This is a genomic window from Okeania sp. SIO2C2 (genome assembly GCF_010692625.1).
GTDB lineage: Bacteria > Cyanobacteriota > Cyanobacteriia > Cyanobacteriales > Microcoleaceae > Okeania > Okeania hirsuta.
In genome coordinates, this window is sequence record NZ_JAAHGM010000008.1 from 32,991 (window position 1) to 49,406 (window position 16,416).

Below are 16,416 nucleotides of genomic sequence, written 5' to 3' on the forward strand. Positions count from 1 at the left end.
TATCAAGGTTGTTTATGCCCCTAAAACTAATCATGGAATTTAATTTTTGACTTTTGGCTTGGTAAATGGGTATGATGAAATTATTAGTTGTTGGTAAAAAAGAGGAAAAATGCGAATACTGATTATGGGTGGGACTCGATTTATTGGAGTCTATTTAACTAAAATTCTAGTTGAACAAGGACATGAAGTGGTGCTATTTAACCGTGGTAATAAAACAAGTCCAGTTCCAGAAGTTAAAGAAATTCATGGCGATCGCACGGATGCTACTCAACTCAAAGAAAAATTAGCGTCAGAAAAATTTGATGCTATTTTTGACAATAACGGACGAAAATTAACTGATACAAAACCTTTAGCTGAAATCTTCAAAGACCAGGTACAACATTTCATTTATATGAGTTCTGCGGGGGTTTATTTAAAGTCTGACCAAATGCCTCATATTGAGGGAGATGCTATAGACCCAAAAAGCCGTCATTTAGGAAAATATGAAACAGAAACAGAATTAACAAATCAAGGTTTACCCTGGACTTCAATTCGTCCTACTTATATTTATGGACCACAAAACTATAACGATCTAGAAGCATGGTTTTTTGACAGAATTGTACGCGATCGCCCGATTCCTATTCCGGGAAATGGACTCCACATTACTCAATTAGGTCATGTCAAAGATTTGGCAATGGCAATGGCAAATGTATTAGGAAATAATCAAGCAATTAGGCAAATTTATAATGTTTCTGGAGAGCGTTATGTCACTTTTGATGGTTTAGCTCGCGCTTGTGCTGAAGCTGCTGGAAAATCTCCTGATTCTATTAAGTTAGTACATTACGATCCGAAGCAATTTGACTTTGGGAAAAAGAAAGCCTTTCCATTACGAAGTCAACATTTCTTTGCCAGTATAAATAAAGCGATGACCCAACTAAATTGGCAGCCAAAATATGACCTAGTTTCTGGTTTGAAAGATTCATTTGAAAATGATTTTCTTGCCTCCGGTCGTGACAAAACTGAGATAGATTTTTCAGTTGATGATGAAATTTTAAAAGCAAAAGATGGGAAGTAGGGAGTAGGTAGGGACGTTGCATGCAACGTCTGTACGGAGTGGGGAGTAGGGAGATTCTCCATTCCCTAAACCACAGCAGTTTCCAACATCTGAATCGTACCTCGATCGCTATCTATCTCCACCTCTACTCCTAATGGAACTGTAAATTTATCCCGAATATGACCGATCATTGTGCCATACCAAGCAGGAATTTCCAAAGGTCGAATATGATCTAACAAAACCTGCCATAAAGTTAACGTGGGAAAATCATCTTCCTCATCCAGACATCTAGTACATTGCGCAAATACAAAACCCTCCAACTGCTGCAAAATGCCAGCTAAACTTAAATGAGTCAACATCCGGTCTACCCGATAAACATCCTCTCTTATCTCCTCCACAAACAAAATTTTCCCTCGCCAGTCTGGCAAAAAATTAGACCCCACCATCGCTGTTAACACAGACAAGTTCCCCCCCACCAGTTGCCCCCGTGCTTTTCCACCTGTAATAGTTTCCACAATATTCGTAGGAGGTTGCAAAGTCATTGCCTTTCCTTCAAACAGGATACCTTTGAGATAACCAACAGAAAATTTATTCCAGGGAGATGTACCAAAGGGACCGTGAAATGTCACCAGACCACTGCGAGCATATATCGCCAATAACAGAGCAGTAATATCACTGTAACCAATGATAATTTTAGGATTTTTCCGAATTAAGTTATAGTCTAATAATGGCAAGATGCGACTACTACCCCAACCACCTGTGGTTGTTACCAATGCTTTTACCTCATCATCCGCAAACATAGCATTAATGTCCGCAGCGCGGTCTATATCTTTACCTGCTAAATATCCATATCTATCCAGAACGTGGGTGGCAACTTTTACTTTTAATTTTTGTTGCCCTAAAACCAAATTGACGTATTTGAGTTGATGTTTATCAATCATGGTGGCAGGACTAACTACTGCTACAGTGTCGCCAATTTGAAGGCGGGGTGGTTTGAGGATAGGTTGGGGGGATATTGGTGAGGCAACCCGGAGCGATCGCTTATTGATCGCAGCGAGTTGAGTTGTCAATAAACCTAGACCTAGAAATTTTAAAAAGTAACGGCGATCGTTCATAAATATTGCAGCAGGAATAAAAAACATAATTTTCTTGATGATATTTTATAGTAAAAAGGAAAATTCATAGTTTGACAAAGGTATGAGAATTTGAAAATGTCTTAATCAAACCTTCAAATGCTATTTATTAGAGTTGTCGCTAAATAGAGGGAAAAAATCGTTCCAACCTAGGCAGAGCAATAATTCCCATACTTTTTGGCTGCCAATAGCTACAATCCTTACAGAACAGAGTTTTTAAAGTATCAGGACTTAGGCACTGACAATAGATGTAGGGTGTTGCTCAGTTAAGCTACCGCTAGCATACCCTACCAATAGCGTTCATTTGTAAGTCCTAGTATTTTAATTGCCCTTATTATTCGTAAGATTCTTTTTTCAAAGACGCTATTTTTTATGATATGATTTCATCAGCATTATACTATAAAAAATAAAAAATGGAATTAAAAAGAATACAATTAATATAGTGTAGAATACATATATAGGCAATAAAATTGGTAAAATCACCACAAATATAGCAATTTTACCGATAATTTCCAGAAAATTCTTCATATTCATCCGTTTTTTTTGAGCTTCTTTTTTTACCTTAATTGTTGGTAAATCATTTTCTTTTTGATTATTTTTCTGGAAAAATATTGATGATATAGCGTTTTTACTGATCAAATTCTTTTGTTTTTCTTGAAATTCCTTTCTCACCTTAATTGTTGGCTTAATTATTGGTAACTCGTTTTCTTTTTGATCCATTTTATCTGAAAATATTGGTAATCATGAAATAGATTTAGATTTAGTATATAAACATCCGGACAATCATAAGATTTTATACTGATTTTGTACGCAGTTGATAGAATAAGCTTTCATCAGTAATGGGGTTGATTTTATGATTAGCGATCCCGTACTTAATTGTACCTCACGTTTCTTGGGAACTGCTATATTATAACTAATGCCATTTTTCAAAAGTAAAGTTATAAAGCTTTGTTGAGTTTATCCTGCGGATGAACTACACTAACACTTCGTTCTATAAAGGCCTACATTTTTAGCTGTGTCGCTGCACTACGTCTGGATTTAATATTCCTTTAACAAACAGTCTCTAAATTGATGAATAGCATTAAATTTAAAAATGATATTACAGAATATTTTTTCTCTCTTTGAGCTAATGATAAGATAGTAAATGATGAAGTAATTTCCTTCAATATTGTGAACTAAAAATGTCTAAAAATAATTCTTTAATTGGTCAAACTCTCAGGCAACATTACAAAATTGTAGAACAATTAGGTTGTGGGGGTGGGTTTGGAGAAACTTATATTGCTGAAGATATAGATATACCAGCAAATCCCAAACCTCAGCGTGTTGTTAAACGGCTAAAACCGACAATTAAGCATCAACAAGTCCAAAGATTATTCGAGCAAGAAGGTCAAATTCTCAACCGACTGAGTAGATACGATAAAATTCCTACTTTGTATGCTTATTTTGAGGATAATCAAGAATTTTATCTAGTTCAAGAACTGATAATAGGTCATGATTTAAGCACAGAAATGAGTCAGCCTTGGAATGAGGCTAAAGTGCTAAATTTTTTGTCAGAAATTTTAGAAGTTTTAGCTTTTGTACATCAAGATGAGGTAATTCATCGAGATATTAAACCAGGGAATATTATGCGGCGATACCGCGACCAAAAATTAATGTTAATTGACTTTGGTGCAGTTAAAGAAGTAAGTAATATTGTAGTTAATTCTCAGGGAAAATCTAGTAGTACAATTGCAGTAGGTACTCCTGGTTATATGCCTGTGGAACAAGCACAAGGAAGACCACAATTTGCTAGTGATATTTATGCTGTTGGTATTACTGCAATTCAAGCTTTGACAGGAGTTACACCCAGGAATTTTATCCAAGATGAACTAGGTGAGATAGACTTGCAAAAATTAGTTCCTAATATCAGTGAAAAGTTAGCTAATTTTCTAACAAAAATGGTTAGGGTTAATTGGAAACAGCGTTACTCGGATGCTGCTGTAGCTTTACGAGCATTACAGGGTAATATTGAACCGATTTCTGGAATATTAAATTGGATTTTATTAAAGATAACTATTGGTTTGATTTGTCAGCATAAAAATTGCGATTTTAGTATTTTTCAAAGTTGTCTAGATTTTTTTGTAGACCGCCTTCAGCAAAATAGCACTTCTGTGAATTGTGAACTTTACAAAACTGTTAGTATGTCGCTATTAAAGGCACAAGAAAAAATTGCTATTGAATATAGAAATCAGATTGGAGGTTCTTTTCCGACAATACTTCAATATTCACCATTTCATTCTGAGCAAAAACGAGAAAATTTGGGTTGGGTGAATCGTAAAATATCTAATTTGAGAAGTGAGTTAAAAACAATCAATCAAACAGAATATGTGACAAGTTTTCCTGAAGATATTAGTTGTTTATTAATTCCTTTGCCTCCTGTAGATGAAATTAAGAATTTATGCCAAAGTTTTATTCTGGTTTTACTCCAGGGAGATGAACCAGATGGATACTTAGAAAAGCTGCAAAGAGATGTGGGAGGTTTATTAAACTTAGTAGCTGTTAATTTCATGCAAGAAATGCGCGATAATCAAATAGTAAAAGAAATTTTTGAATGCGATTTTTTAGAGATAATTAATCAACAACTACCAGGGGATAAATTAACTCTAGAAGATTTAGATAAGTCTCTCCAGAAAGTTAGATTAGAATTAACTGAATTAAGGATTCAGCAAGAAAAAGCAAAAACAGCGATTATCTCGCGACCTATTAATTTTGATGTGACACTACCAGGTAATTCACAAGTTGAAAAAGGAATAAGGAAGGAGGAAGAAGGAAGAAGGAAGAAGGAAGAAGGAAGAAGGAAGAAGGAAGAAGGAAGAAGGAAGGAGGAAGAAGGAAGAAGGAAGAAGGAAAAATCTAATCACTTGACTTCTGAACAACAAAAAAAGACGAAGGAAAAGGAGTTATTATTGGATACTCCTTCTGGTCAAGTAGCACTTAATTCTCTCTTTTATATAGAGCGATCGCCCATAGAGTCAGAGTGTTATGAAACTATTATGAATCCGGGAGCATTGATTCGAGTTAAAGCACCTCGACAGATGGGAAAAACTTCTTTAATGAGTAGAATTTTGAATTATGCTGAACAGCAAGGATATTGCAAAGCTTTTTTAAATTTTCAGTCAGCAGATGAAGAATTTTTGACTAATCTTGATTTATTTTTAAAGTGGTTTTGTGCCAGTATTACTAATGAACTGAATCTAGAAGAAAAATTATCTGAATATTGGCAAGGAGTATTAGGAAGTAAAAATAAATGTACAAATTATTTTCAAAGATATCTACTGTCAGAAATTTCTACTCCTTTAGTTTTAGGGTTAGATGAAGTAGACCAAGTTTTTCAACATCCAGAAATTGCTACCTCCTTTTTTGCTTTGCTCAGGACCTGGCATGAACGTGGTAAAAATGAAGCAGTTTGGCAAAAACTAAGGTTAGTAATTGTACATTCAAAAGAAGTATATATTCCTCTAAATATTAATCAGTCACCTTTTAATGTAGGTTTGCCCATAGAGTTACGAGAACTCAACTGGGAAGAAGTAGAAAATTTAGTCAAATTACATCATCTAGAATGGTCTCCAGAACAGATAAAAGAATTAATGGCAATGGTAGGAGGACATCCTTATTTAGTACGTCAAGCTCTCTATCAAATTGCCCGGGGAAGAATGACTTTAGAAAAGCTATTACAGGTCGCTCCGACAGAAGAAAGCCCCTATTGTGACCACCTACGTCGCCACTTAAATAATCTTGAAGAAAATCCAGAATTATTAACAGTAATTAAACAAATTATTACGATAGATTACCCTATACCTATAGGCACAAAAGAAGGATTCAAATTACGCAGTATGGGATTAGTAAAATTTCAAGGTAATTTAGTCATGCCTCTATGTGAATTGTATCGGAAATATTTTAGCTATCGACTATGAAGCCAAACTATAAAATCCCAAATTTATATCATGTCCTGATAATTAGTTATGAAAAAAACTATCCTTTCACTTGCAGAGCAAATCTCTTTTTTCTCCCTACTCCCTACTCCCTACTAATTTATTTATAAGTATTCAACCCGACATGATATTACATCTATGAATTTGTTGAAAAATACTAGATTTTCACCATTTTATCCTGTAGTTAGTCTATAAATAATGTATAGCAGAAAAAAGAAGGGTTTAGTTATCTAGGCGATTAGTTATCTAGGAGAGAAGGAACAATCTTGCGTTGTCTGAGTTTTAAGCTTTTGATATACCTGCGCCCTTTCCTTCGACTGCTATATTTACTAAATTAAACCAGGCAGCAATTGTCAAAATTAAATCTTTTTTATTCCATTTTTTTCAGACCTTTTTTCTCTCTCACCTATTCCCCATACCTACTTTTTTGTAAATTTTCTCAATCCAATTGGTATAAGACAATTTTGATAAATCATTATCTTTTTCTTTATGGGTTTAATACACCGTCTACAATTGGTTGGAGTTTGAGTCCCAATCTACTTCTTCCTTCTGGCTTCTTCCTTCTTCAACTCAGCTCTTGACAATGTACTGTCTGAATAAGATATTATTGTTTATATAACGAAAATACCATGATTATAAGTGCCTCAAATGTATTTATTTGATCCTAATAAAACCCTAGTTATAGTCCTGCAAATATGCTTTCGATCAAAAAATATTTATCCTCACTAAGCAATCAGCGGAAATTCGCAAGATTACTCAGAAGTACGCTGAGATTTATCTATAGTTTATTAGAAATTGCTACTATTTTACTCACTGTTATTTTCTTAATTTTAGGAATTATTTATATTGAAAACACCATAGAACAAAAAACACAGTGGGGTAAAGTTTTTCTAGAATCCCTTGAAGACTCGCAAATTCTAGGAACTATTGAAAATATTAGCATTGTCACAGCATTAGTTATTTACATTAGGTGGGGAAAAAAGAAATCCCATTATCAAGCTTGGCAGGTAATTGACTCTGCCCAAGGATTACAAATTAGCTATGCTAGAATCAAAGCGCTAGAAGAACTTGTAAAAGGAGGTGTTTGTTTAAAAGGTTTATCTTTACCTAAAACCAATTTAGACCAAGTTAATTTAGTAGATGTAGATTTTAAAGAAGCAAATCTTCAAGGAGCAAAACTTTTAGAAGCCAACCTTCGAGGAGGTAAATTTGAATTAACTCAATTACAAGGAGCTTTTCTCTGGGGAGCAAATCTTCAAGATACTTTCTTTCTTTTAACTCAACTTCAAAAAGCAAATTTTAGTTCAGCAAATCTAAAAAATGCCGATATGGAGGGAGTTAATCTCTTAGAAGCAAATTTACAAAAAGCGAATTTGGAGGGAGCTTATATACTAGGAAATCTTCAAGGTGTTGACTTACAAGAAGCAAATTTAAAAGGAGCAAATCTGCAAGGTTGTTATCTGAAAAATGCTAACTTTCAAAGTGCAAATTTGAAAGGAGCAAACTTACAAGAAGCAAATTTACAAGGAGCAAACTTTCACGATGCTAATCTACAAGATACCAATCTACAAAAAGTAAAAGGGTTGAATCCATTACAGATTAAATCTGCTAATAACTGGCAACAAGCTAAATATTCTAGAGAATTTTACTCTCAGTTAAATTTACCAGAAAAATGAAGGCAGAAGGCAGAAGGCATCCCCCCTTGCCTGCCTTTGAAAGGGGGGAGGAAGAAGGGAAAATTGCTTATGAATAGTCAACGACCGACCACTCCGTCTATAAAAATAGCAGTCCTAAATCATTTGTGATAATTTTATTGCTTTGGTATTCGTTATTCCCTGTTCCCTGTTCCCTGTTCCCTGTTCCCTAAAATCTATAATATCTTATAATTCCCTGTTCCCTGTTCCCTGTTCCCTGTTCCCTAAAATCTATAATATCTCATAAGTCAAATAAGATTGCTAAATAATATGAACAAAAGTCATATTCGGCTCAACAAAACCACAAGAGAATGGGTCATTTATGCGCCAAACCGAGGCCAACGTCCCCAGGATTTTCAACAAGAAAATATAGTACAAGAACAAGTAGAAAGTCACTCTCCGAACTGCCCTTTTTGTACTGGTAATGAAGAGCGTCTAGGAGGTATTTTGTTAGAGAAACAAAACCCAGAAAATACTAACTGGCAAGTACGGGTTATTCCTAATAAATTTCCAGCTTTAACCCCTGAAGAAAATACCAATCGAAAATTAGAAGGAATTTATCTGACAATGCCTGGTTATGGTAGACATGAAGTAATTATTGAAAATGCCGACCATAGCAAAGATATTCCCACAATGTCTATCCAAGAAGTAGAGACTATAATTGATACTTACCATCAACGTTACATCGAACTTATGGAAATAGATGAAAGTATGATGGTAATTATATTTAGAAATCATGGTAAAAAAGCAGGTGCTTCTTTACGTCATCCCCATTCTCAAATTATTGCTACTAGCATTGTTCCCCAACATCGACGCTGGCAAGAAGAAGAAGCTCAAAGATATTATGATGAATTTGGGCGCTGTTTATACTGTGAAATATTAGAATTTGAAAAACAAAATAAAACGCGAGTAATTGAGGAAAATTCATCCTTTTTAGCTTTTATTCCCTTTGCTGCTAAAGCACCTTTTGAAATCTGGATCATGCCAAAAGAACATCAAGGTGATTTTGGTAGTATTTCAGACCAAGAAAAATCAGATTTTGCATTAATTCTCAAAAATATTCTCACCAAATTATCAGAAAAATTAAACGACCCAGATTATAATTATGTAATTAACACTGCTGCTCGTTATAAAGCAGAAGAACCCCAAGTTCATTGGTATTGTTTAATTGAACCTCGACTTACCACACCGGCAGGTTTTGAAATTGCTTCTGGTATTAGAATTAATCCCTCCCTTCCAGAACTAGATGCAGAATTTTTAAGCAGGGAATAAGGAATATTCAACAATTAATAATTAATAATTAATAATTAACAATTACCTCTCCTTTAAAAGAAGAGGATTGACTCAAAGGAAAATTTTTCTTTTTATCCCCTTAAAAGAGGAGGCTTTAAACCACAATTTTTCGCTAAGGAAAACATTATTCTGCTTTCCTTTTGAACCTTTATTTCCCTCCTGCCTCCTGCCCTCTCTCTGCCTTCTGCCTTCTGCCCTCTGCCTCCTGCCCTCTCTCTGCCTTCTGCCTTCTGCCCTCTGCCTCCTGCCTCCTGCCTTCTAAGTTGATGCAGCAAGAGCAATAGCTCCCACAATAATTTGATGTTCTTGTATTTGAACTCTTTCGTGCAAAGTTTCTGGTGTATCGTCAGGCAAAATTGGTACAGCTGCCTGCATTAAAATTGGACCATTATCTACTTCTACATCCACTAAATGTACCGTACAACCAGTTATTTTTACTCCAGCTTCTAATGCTTGTTCGATGGCTTTAATACCTCGAAAACTAGGTAATAAACTGGGATGAATATTGATAACTTGATTAGGAAAAGCATCTATTAAAACTTTAGTAACAATTCGCATCCAACCCGCCATAATTACCCACTCTACATCATATTCTTGTAGAGTTTTGACAATTTGGCTATCAAATTTTTCTCTATTTTTGCATTCTCGATGATTTAATAATATTGTCGGCACGCCCCATTTTTCTGCTCTTGTTTTAACCTTTGCTCCAGGATTATTATAAATCATTACCTGAACTTGAGCATTTAATTTTTGATTATTTATTGCCTCCATAATAGCCTCAAAATTACTACCATTCCCAGAGGCAAGAATTCCTAATTTTAAAGGAGAAACTTTTGCCGAAAAATTCTCAGGGATAGCTGGAGAAATTAGAAAAGAATTAGAATTGAGTTGTTGAGATTCTGTTGTCATTTTTTTAAGTTAAATAGTGGGAATTGTTTAGATTATATAGCAGAAGGAAGAAGGAAGAGGGAAGAAGTAAGAAGTAAGAAAGCTTTCGTTCTCTAACAAAGTTAACAAATTTAGCTTGCAACTTACAAAAAGGAAGAATATTATTACACCTGCGATATAGAGTTTCTCAAATTGGTGAGACACCTATCTTTATTTGTCTTCTATTCCCTGTTCCCTGTTCCCTGTTCCCTGTTCCCTGTTCCCTAAAACCAACGAATTTTGTACCTCACGCTTCTTGAGAATTGCTATACAATATATCAAATAACTCCCAAATCAATCTGGAGGTAATTATGTCAGAAAAATTGACACTTCTGCCCCATGAATATCCAGACACCAGTAATATGATTCTGGTGGATGACGCTCCCTTGGATAGTTTTATTAATGAAAAACAACAACGTCTACTCACAACAGTATTTTATAGCGGTGCAGAAATACCAATAGATGTTCCTTTTATCGTTGCTGCGAATGTGGGTTTATTTTCTCATGTCCGAGACTCAGGAATTGTACCTGATGTGTTTTTAAGTTTAAATATTGTTGGTGAAAAAGAATGGTGGGAACGTAATGTTCGCTCTTATTTATTCTGGGAATTTGGCAAACCACCAGATGTAGTAATTGAAATTGTTTCTCTCACTCCCGGCAATGAATTAGGAAGTAAATTAACAGACTATGCCAAGTTAAGAATTCCTTATTATGTTGTCTACGACCCATTGCAAAAACTAAGTGAAACTGTACTGCAAGTATTTCAACTTCAATTTAATTCTTACATCCCTAAAAATGATGCTTGGTTTCCTGATGTGAATCTGGGATTAACTTTGTGGAGTGGTACTTTTGAAAATCTGAATGGTACTTGGTTGCGTTGGCGCAATGTCGATGGAAATGTAATTCAAACAGGAGATGAAATAGCAGCAGAAAAAAATGCTGAAATATCTCAAAAGGATGCTGAGATATCTCAAAAGGATGTTGAAATATCTCAAAAGGATGCTGAAATATCTCAAAAGGATGCTGAAATATCTCAAAAAGATGCTGAAATTAAACAGGCGTTATTATTGGCAATTGAAATGGGATTAAAACTCAAGTTTGGTGATGAATTGGTAGGGATGTTATCGGAGATTTCAGAAATTAATGATGTGAAATTGTTAGAGAGAATTGTTTCTCAAATTCCTCTGATTTCTTCAGTAGATGAATTACGAAAATTATACAATGAGTTATAAGTCTTAGAGGTTGTCTGAGAAGTCCAATATGCTACATCCAAGCCCCCTAAATCCCCCAAAATTGGGGGACTAGAGCAAGCAAATTGACTCTTGTTCCCCCCAAAGTTGGGGGGCTAGGGGGGCAAAATTCAGTATCAAAAAACTTTTCAGATATCCTCTTAGACCAAACAGTGAATTACAGTGCTTTTCTCATTATATTCACAAGAAAAACCTTGTAGGGGCTAATCGCGATTCGCCCCTACAAATGAAAACCGCTGTAAAAAGATGCTAGGAGTTACTATCTAATAACAAAGTCATCAACTTCAAGCAATGCTCCATTACTCAAAGTTGCAAACTGAGCGCCATCACCAAAACCACCAGCACTACCATTAGTATTGTAGAATAACCCACCATTACTTGTGTTGTAAACAATAACAGATTCAGAAGTTGCAGCAGCATTATTACTGGTGACAGTGGTAAATTCTGTTGTGATACTGTTAATGGCAGTAAATGTAGTTCGATCCAAAAGAATTTTATCTTGACCAACAACAAAATCAGTAATTTCATCCACACCAATATCATCAGCATCAAATTCCTGATTTGTGGCAAAGATAAAACGGTCAATACTAGCACCACCAGATAGAGTGTCGTTTCCACTTCCACCATTGAGACGATCGCGTCCTTGACCACCATTCATCTCGTCGTTGCCATCCCCACCAAAGAGATGGTCAAAACCAAGACGACCTTCTAAAACATCATCGCCATCCTGACCATAGAGGGAGTCATTACCACGACGGCCAATAATTGAGTCATCGCCACCACTACCTGCTAGGGTATCATTGCCAGCAAATCCAACAATAGTATCGTTACCAGTGCCTTCATCGAACGGTTCTGTTTGGGAAGTATCTTCAGTCAAGTTGCCTTGGTTAGCAGAAAAAGTAACTTCTTCTATAGTTGTAACGATAGTATTATTTGACTGGTCAGTTTCATTGATACCATCGAAGAGATTAACCGTCATGCCAATCTGATAATCTGTGTCCTCATTCCAATTAAACTCTTCTAAAGTAGGCAGCAAGATACTTTTGGTAAGGCGATCGGTACTACTGTTACCAGGCAAATCTTCTATCGAAAAAAAATCAAGCTGCAGTAAGTTTTCGGGTAGGTCAATACCTGCAGTGTAAAACTGTAGCAATAAATCTACAGCATCATCTGGGTCAAAATTAGCGTCGGATAAGAAAAAGTCAACAGTAAACCCAGTAGCATTGTCGCTACCAATGTTGTCTATAGAAACATCAACATCAATAAACTGACCAGGGCGAACTTCTGGTGAAGTTATTTCCAGAAGTTGACTAGATAGGTCGATATCATTCCTAATGGTGGAGAAAAAGACTTCTAGGTTAATATTACCAACTGCACCATTAAACCCATCTACTGCTATGTTATAAGTTTCCCCTGCAACTACATCAAAGATAATCTCACTTTGGATACTAAAACCTTCACCATCATTACTATCATCATTGCTCGCTACTTCAGTTAACTCAGAGAGGGTTGAACCAGTATAAGCTGCTAGTATGGTGTCAAAGTCACTACCATAAGTGTTAATGGTTACAGTACCAGATTCGGGGGCAGTATAAGTCCACCACAGAGATGCACCACCATCATTTCTTGCATGATCTGGTTCTCCTGGTTCGCTAGTTGCACCCTCATTCCTGCCTGTAAAAATATCAGTGTCATTTAAAGAAATCCTGTTAGCAAAGTTATCGTTGGCAAGAAGATCCCTCTGTAATGACAAAGCTAACTCAACATCTCCTGCTTCTCCATCGAACCCATCCACTGCTATTTTATAGTTAGTTCCAGCTTCTACTTCAAACAGGACTTGGCTTTGTGTTCCAGATCCAGTATCATCATTGCTTGCCACTTCGGTTAACTCCAGGAGGGATGAACCCGTGTAAGCTGCTAAGAGTGTATCGAAATTGCTACCAAAGGTATTGATATCCACTAATCCCGAACTGGGTGCTGTCCAATTCCACCAGATGGAACTGCCACCATTGTTTCCTACATGGAAAGGTTCATCTGCTTCTTTGGAAGCATTGACGTTACTGGTAGTTACGCTATCAGAAGTACCAGTGAGAGTAGCACTGTCAGCAAAATTATCGTTTGGTATCGATGTAGTTTGCTGGACTAAATCTAAAACAATATTGCCCTGTTCGCCCAAATATCCATCTACGGCAATTTTATAGTTTGTGCCCTCAACAGCTACAAAAGTTACCAGACTTTGTAATTCGTCACCACCATCATCGTCACTGGCAACTTCAGTTAGGTCTGAGACAGAATCACCTGTATAAATTGCCAATACAGTATCGAAATCACTACCATTAGTTCCTATCGTAAATGGGCCAGATGTGGGTGCTGTCCAATTCCACCAAACGGAACTGCCTTGATTCCCATCAAGGTTATTTCCGGCATGAAGAGGTTCTCCATCCTCGCTGGTTGCTCCAAAGTTGGAGGCTTCAACGTTAGCAGCAGAACCTGTTAATGGAAGACTGTTGGAAAAGTTATCGTTTTCTACATCTGTTACTTCTTGTGAAAGGTTGAAAACAATTTCACCTGTGGCATCATTAAATCCATCTACTGCAAAATGATATGTTGTTCCTTCTACAGCATCAAAGACAATTTCACTGAGAGGGAAGTCTGATGTGCTGTCGTCGTTGCTCGCAATTTCAGTCAAGTTGGAGACAGAATCACCTGTATATGCAGCTAATATAGTATCAAAGTCACTGCCGAAAGTATCTACAATTACTTGCCCAGAAGTAGGAGCAGTCCAACTCCACCATACAGAATTTTTCTCTCCTGGATCATCAATGGTTATTGGTTCTCCAGGCTCACCAGTAGCACCTGTGTTTGTACCATTGACAGTGATTGATGTACCGGAAATAGATGTGCTATTTGAGAAATTATCATTTTCGACTTGAGGGTATTCCAGAGCTAATGCTGCAGCTAGGTCAAGTCTGGGTGTGATAACTCCATTCCTTTGGTCTGTAATTGGTGTGCCACTATCGAGTAACCGTTGCAGAATTTGGTCAGGAGTGTCATTGGGGAAGGCTTGACTCAAGACAGCAACAGCACCTGCAACATGAGGTGCTGCCTGAGAAGTGCCTCCTTGTGTTATACCTCCTGCAGTGATATCTGCTCCTGGTGCTAATATGTCTAGAAATGGGGCACTGTTGGAAAAATCTGGTACTCGATCTATTACAGCATCTGCATCCTCAATTTCATCCCGACCTGTGAAGTCATACACTGCACCAACAGATACTCCACTTTCAATACCTGCTGGGAATCCGAGTCCATCTGTAAAGTAGTCATTCCCAGAAGCAAAAATAGGAAGAATTCCTGCCGTTCTTGCACTAGTAAGTGCTTGAACCCAAGGATCATCATCATTCGCAGGAATTTCTTGTGGTACCTTGGTGTCATCTAAACCAAGACTCAGGTTCATGGCCTTAATATTGTACTCATCTTTGTTCTCAATTACCCAATCAATTGCCGCAAAAACATCACTCTCTTCAAAAGTATCTTTATTTCTAAAAACATCCAATGCCAAAATATCAGCACCTGGTGCAACTCCGGCAACAATAGCACTAACGTTAGTTCCATGTAGTTCCTCATCATCTTCAACACCATCATCAGGGCCAAAGTCCTGGGCAAATACTACTCGTCCCTCCAATCCTGGAGCATTTGTTATTGCCCCTGAATCCAAAACAGCAACAGCTGTACCTTCCCCAGTAAATCCGCTTTCTACTGCTTGCGGTTGATTGATTAAAGGTAGACTTTCTTCTAGCAACGGTTGAAATATTTGGGGAACCGATGCTTGTAAAACATCAGAATTTTCTAACAGTTCCTCCAAAGGTACTTCTGAATCAAATCTAATGAAAGAAATTGGTAGGTGTGAATAATCATCGATGATTTCAAACCCTGCTGGTAAACCAGAGAGTGCCTCTGTTTTTAATTCTGTCAGCAATTCGGCTTTGTATTCCAGATATACATCGCTACCTGCCTCAAATTCCCCCTGTTGTACTAGAGATTCTACGAGTGCATCTATTTCAGCACTATTAAATGAAACAAGAAGTTCTTGGGATTTATCATTGTCCAAGCCTCCTATCACATCCTCCGATACTTTCTCGGATATGGGAGTATTAGTGGACTTTTGCCCTAAAGAATTACCAGGGTTTAAACCACCAAAATTTCCTGCATCATCATAAATATAATCTCCTTCTCCAGGAGTAATATAATCTCCCCAAAACCGAATTTCATCGTGATTTCTTCTACCATTTCTATCTTCCTCCCCATCAAAAACTGGCGGAGTAGGATGACTAACTAAAACATGGACTATTTCTCCATTCACATTTATTGGCACATCCCAATGACTTTTAGAAGAAAGACGGAATACCTCTAATTCTTCCTCCGAATACCAATCATGAGGTTCCGGTGTATCAAGATTATCTGGTAATAATGCACCTGGCATATCTTTCCAAAGAAAGTTTTGAAAAGTTCTGACTTCCTCTTCAATAATGGGATATTTTGAATATAAAACCATTCCGAATTGACCGGGAAAATTGCCAAAACCAAAAGCATCATTCCCATAACCAGATTCACCCGGTGTTGTGACTATTTCCTCATTATTATCTAGGTCAAAACCAGAAGAAATACCTGTATTAGAAGGAGCAAAATATACGAAAGGATATTCTACAGGATTTACTCCATTTTGACTTACTTCTAAATAGTTATCTCGGAATAATTGGGCAGCAGTTCCATCTGAGTCAAAATCAAATTCATTAACTAATAAAACATCAGGATTGACTCTTTGAATAATTTCTGCTACTGTCTTTCCTTGTTCGTTTTGTTCTGTAGAAAGGTCTGTGATTAATTGACCTTCTTCGTTGCGGTTTAGAGATGCGTTGAAGGTGGCAAAGCGGATTGGATTTGGCATAAACTAGAAACCCTTGAAATTAATTATAGTCATAACCGTAATGGGATTTTATAGGTTCTAATTTAAGTTTTGTTTATGTTTAGGTTAAGTGTTGTTTATTGGTATAGTGTAAAAAATTTTCAATCTAGATAGTTGACTGTATTTTTGATTGTGGTTATTCAATTAATTAT

9 protein-coding genes are annotated in these 16,416 nt (G+C 36.5%); 5 read left to right on the forward strand and 4 right to left on the reverse strand.

Features of this window, described 5'->3' with window-relative positions:
• The first annotated feature begins 109 nt into the window (after positions 1-109).
• Positions 110-1,054 carry an NAD-dependent epimerase/dehydratase family protein gene (locus tag F6K18_RS08060; RefSeq protein WP_287519987.1) on the forward strand — a complete coding sequence of 315 codons (945 nt, stop codon included), beginning with the start codon at positions 110-112 and terminating at the stop codon, positions 1,052-1,054.
• Positions 1,055-1,119: 65 nt separating this feature from the next.
• On the opposite strand, the gene F6K18_RS08065 is transcribed toward F6K18_RS08060, so the two are convergent.
• Both F6K18_RS08065 and F6K18_RS08070 read right to left on the reverse strand, forming a co-directional pair.
• On the reverse strand, positions 1,120-2,175 hold the full coding sequence (locus F6K18_RS08065) for an LD-carboxypeptidase (RefSeq protein ID WP_287519989.1): 1,056 nt from the start codon (positions 2,173-2,175) through the stop codon (positions 1,120-1,122).
• Between the two features lie 354 nt (positions 2,176-2,529).
• A complete protein-coding gene (locus F6K18_RS08070) occupies positions 2,530-2,886 on the reverse strand; it encodes a hypothetical protein (RefSeq protein WP_287519990.1) in 357 nt (118 codons plus the stop codon).
• A gap of 461 nt (positions 2,887-3,347) precedes the next feature.
• Here F6K18_RS08070 and F6K18_RS08075 point away from each other — a divergent pair, with 461 nt between their 5' ends.
• From F6K18_RS08075 to galT, 3 genes are all read left to right on the forward strand, one after another.
• Positions 3,348-6,119 (forward strand): AAA-like domain-containing protein, encoded by a 2,772-nt coding sequence (locus tag F6K18_RS08075; RefSeq protein ID WP_287519991.1) that lies wholly within the window; start codon positions 3,348-3,350, stop codon positions 6,117-6,119.
• Between the two features lie 713 nt (positions 6,120-6,832).
• Positions 6,833-7,813: a pentapeptide repeat-containing protein gene (locus F6K18_RS08080; RefSeq protein WP_124145061.1), complete on the forward strand. Its 981-nt coding sequence runs from the start codon at positions 6,833-6,835 to the stop codon at positions 7,811-7,813.
• Between the two features lie 276 nt (positions 7,814-8,089).
• Positions 8,090-9,103 carry a galactose-1-phosphate uridylyltransferase gene (gene galT / locus F6K18_RS08085; RefSeq protein ID WP_353735028.1) on the forward strand — a complete coding sequence of 338 codons (1,014 nt, stop codon included), beginning with the start codon at positions 8,090-8,092 and terminating at the stop codon, positions 9,101-9,103.
• Positions 9,104-9,382: 279 nt separating this feature from the next.
• On the opposite strand, the gene purN is transcribed toward galT, so the two are convergent.
• Positions 9,383-10,033: a phosphoribosylglycinamide formyltransferase gene (gene purN, locus F6K18_RS08090; RefSeq protein ID WP_124145059.1), complete on the reverse strand. Its 651-nt coding sequence runs from the start codon at positions 10,031-10,033 to the stop codon at positions 9,383-9,385.
• 329 nt (positions 10,034-10,362) lie between these two features.
• Between purN and F6K18_RS08095 the strand changes: the two genes are divergently transcribed.
• Positions 10,363-11,283 carry a Uma2 family endonuclease gene (locus tag F6K18_RS08095; RefSeq protein ID WP_287519993.1) on the forward strand — a complete coding sequence of 307 codons (921 nt, stop codon included), beginning with the start codon at positions 10,363-10,365 and terminating at the stop codon, positions 11,281-11,283.
• A gap of 277 nt (positions 11,284-11,560) precedes the next feature.
• On the opposite strand, the gene F6K18_RS08100 is transcribed toward F6K18_RS08095, so the two are convergent.
• Complete coding sequence (locus F6K18_RS08100; protein WP_287519994.1) at positions 11,561-16,246, reverse strand: S8 family serine peptidase; 4,686 nt, start codon at positions 16,244-16,246, stop codon at positions 11,561-11,563.
• Positions 16,247-16,416: the final 170 nt, after the last annotated feature.

Bases quoted from the DNA above. Each gene is read 5' to 3' on its own strand.
- F6K18_RS08060 (WP_287519987.1), top strand. From the start codon at position 110: ATGCGAATACTGATTATGGGTGGGACTCGATTTATTGGAGTCTATTTA.
- F6K18_RS08065 (WP_287519989.1), bottom strand. From the start codon at position 2,175: ATGTTTTTTATTCCTGCTGCAATATTTATGAACGATCGCCGTTACTTT.
- F6K18_RS08070 (WP_287519990.1), bottom strand. From the start codon at position 2,886: ATGGATCAAAAAGAAAACGAGTTACCAATAATTAAGCCAACAATTAAG.
- F6K18_RS08075 (WP_287519991.1), top strand. From the start codon at position 3,348: ATGTCTAAAAATAATTCTTTAATTGGTCAAACTCTCAGGCAACATTAC.
- F6K18_RS08080 (WP_124145061.1), top strand. From the start codon at position 6,833: ATGCTTTCGATCAAAAAATATTTATCCTCACTAAGCAATCAGCGGAAA.
- purN (WP_124145059.1), bottom strand. From the start codon at position 10,033: ATGACAACAGAATCTCAACAACTCAATTCTAATTCTTTTCTAATTTCT.
- F6K18_RS08095 (WP_287519993.1), top strand. From the start codon at position 10,363: ATGTCAGAAAAATTGACACTTCTGCCCCATGAATATCCAGACACCAGT.
- F6K18_RS08100 (WP_287519994.1), bottom strand. From the start codon at position 16,246: ATGCCAAATCCAATCCGCTTTGCCACCTTCAACGCATCTCTAAACCGC.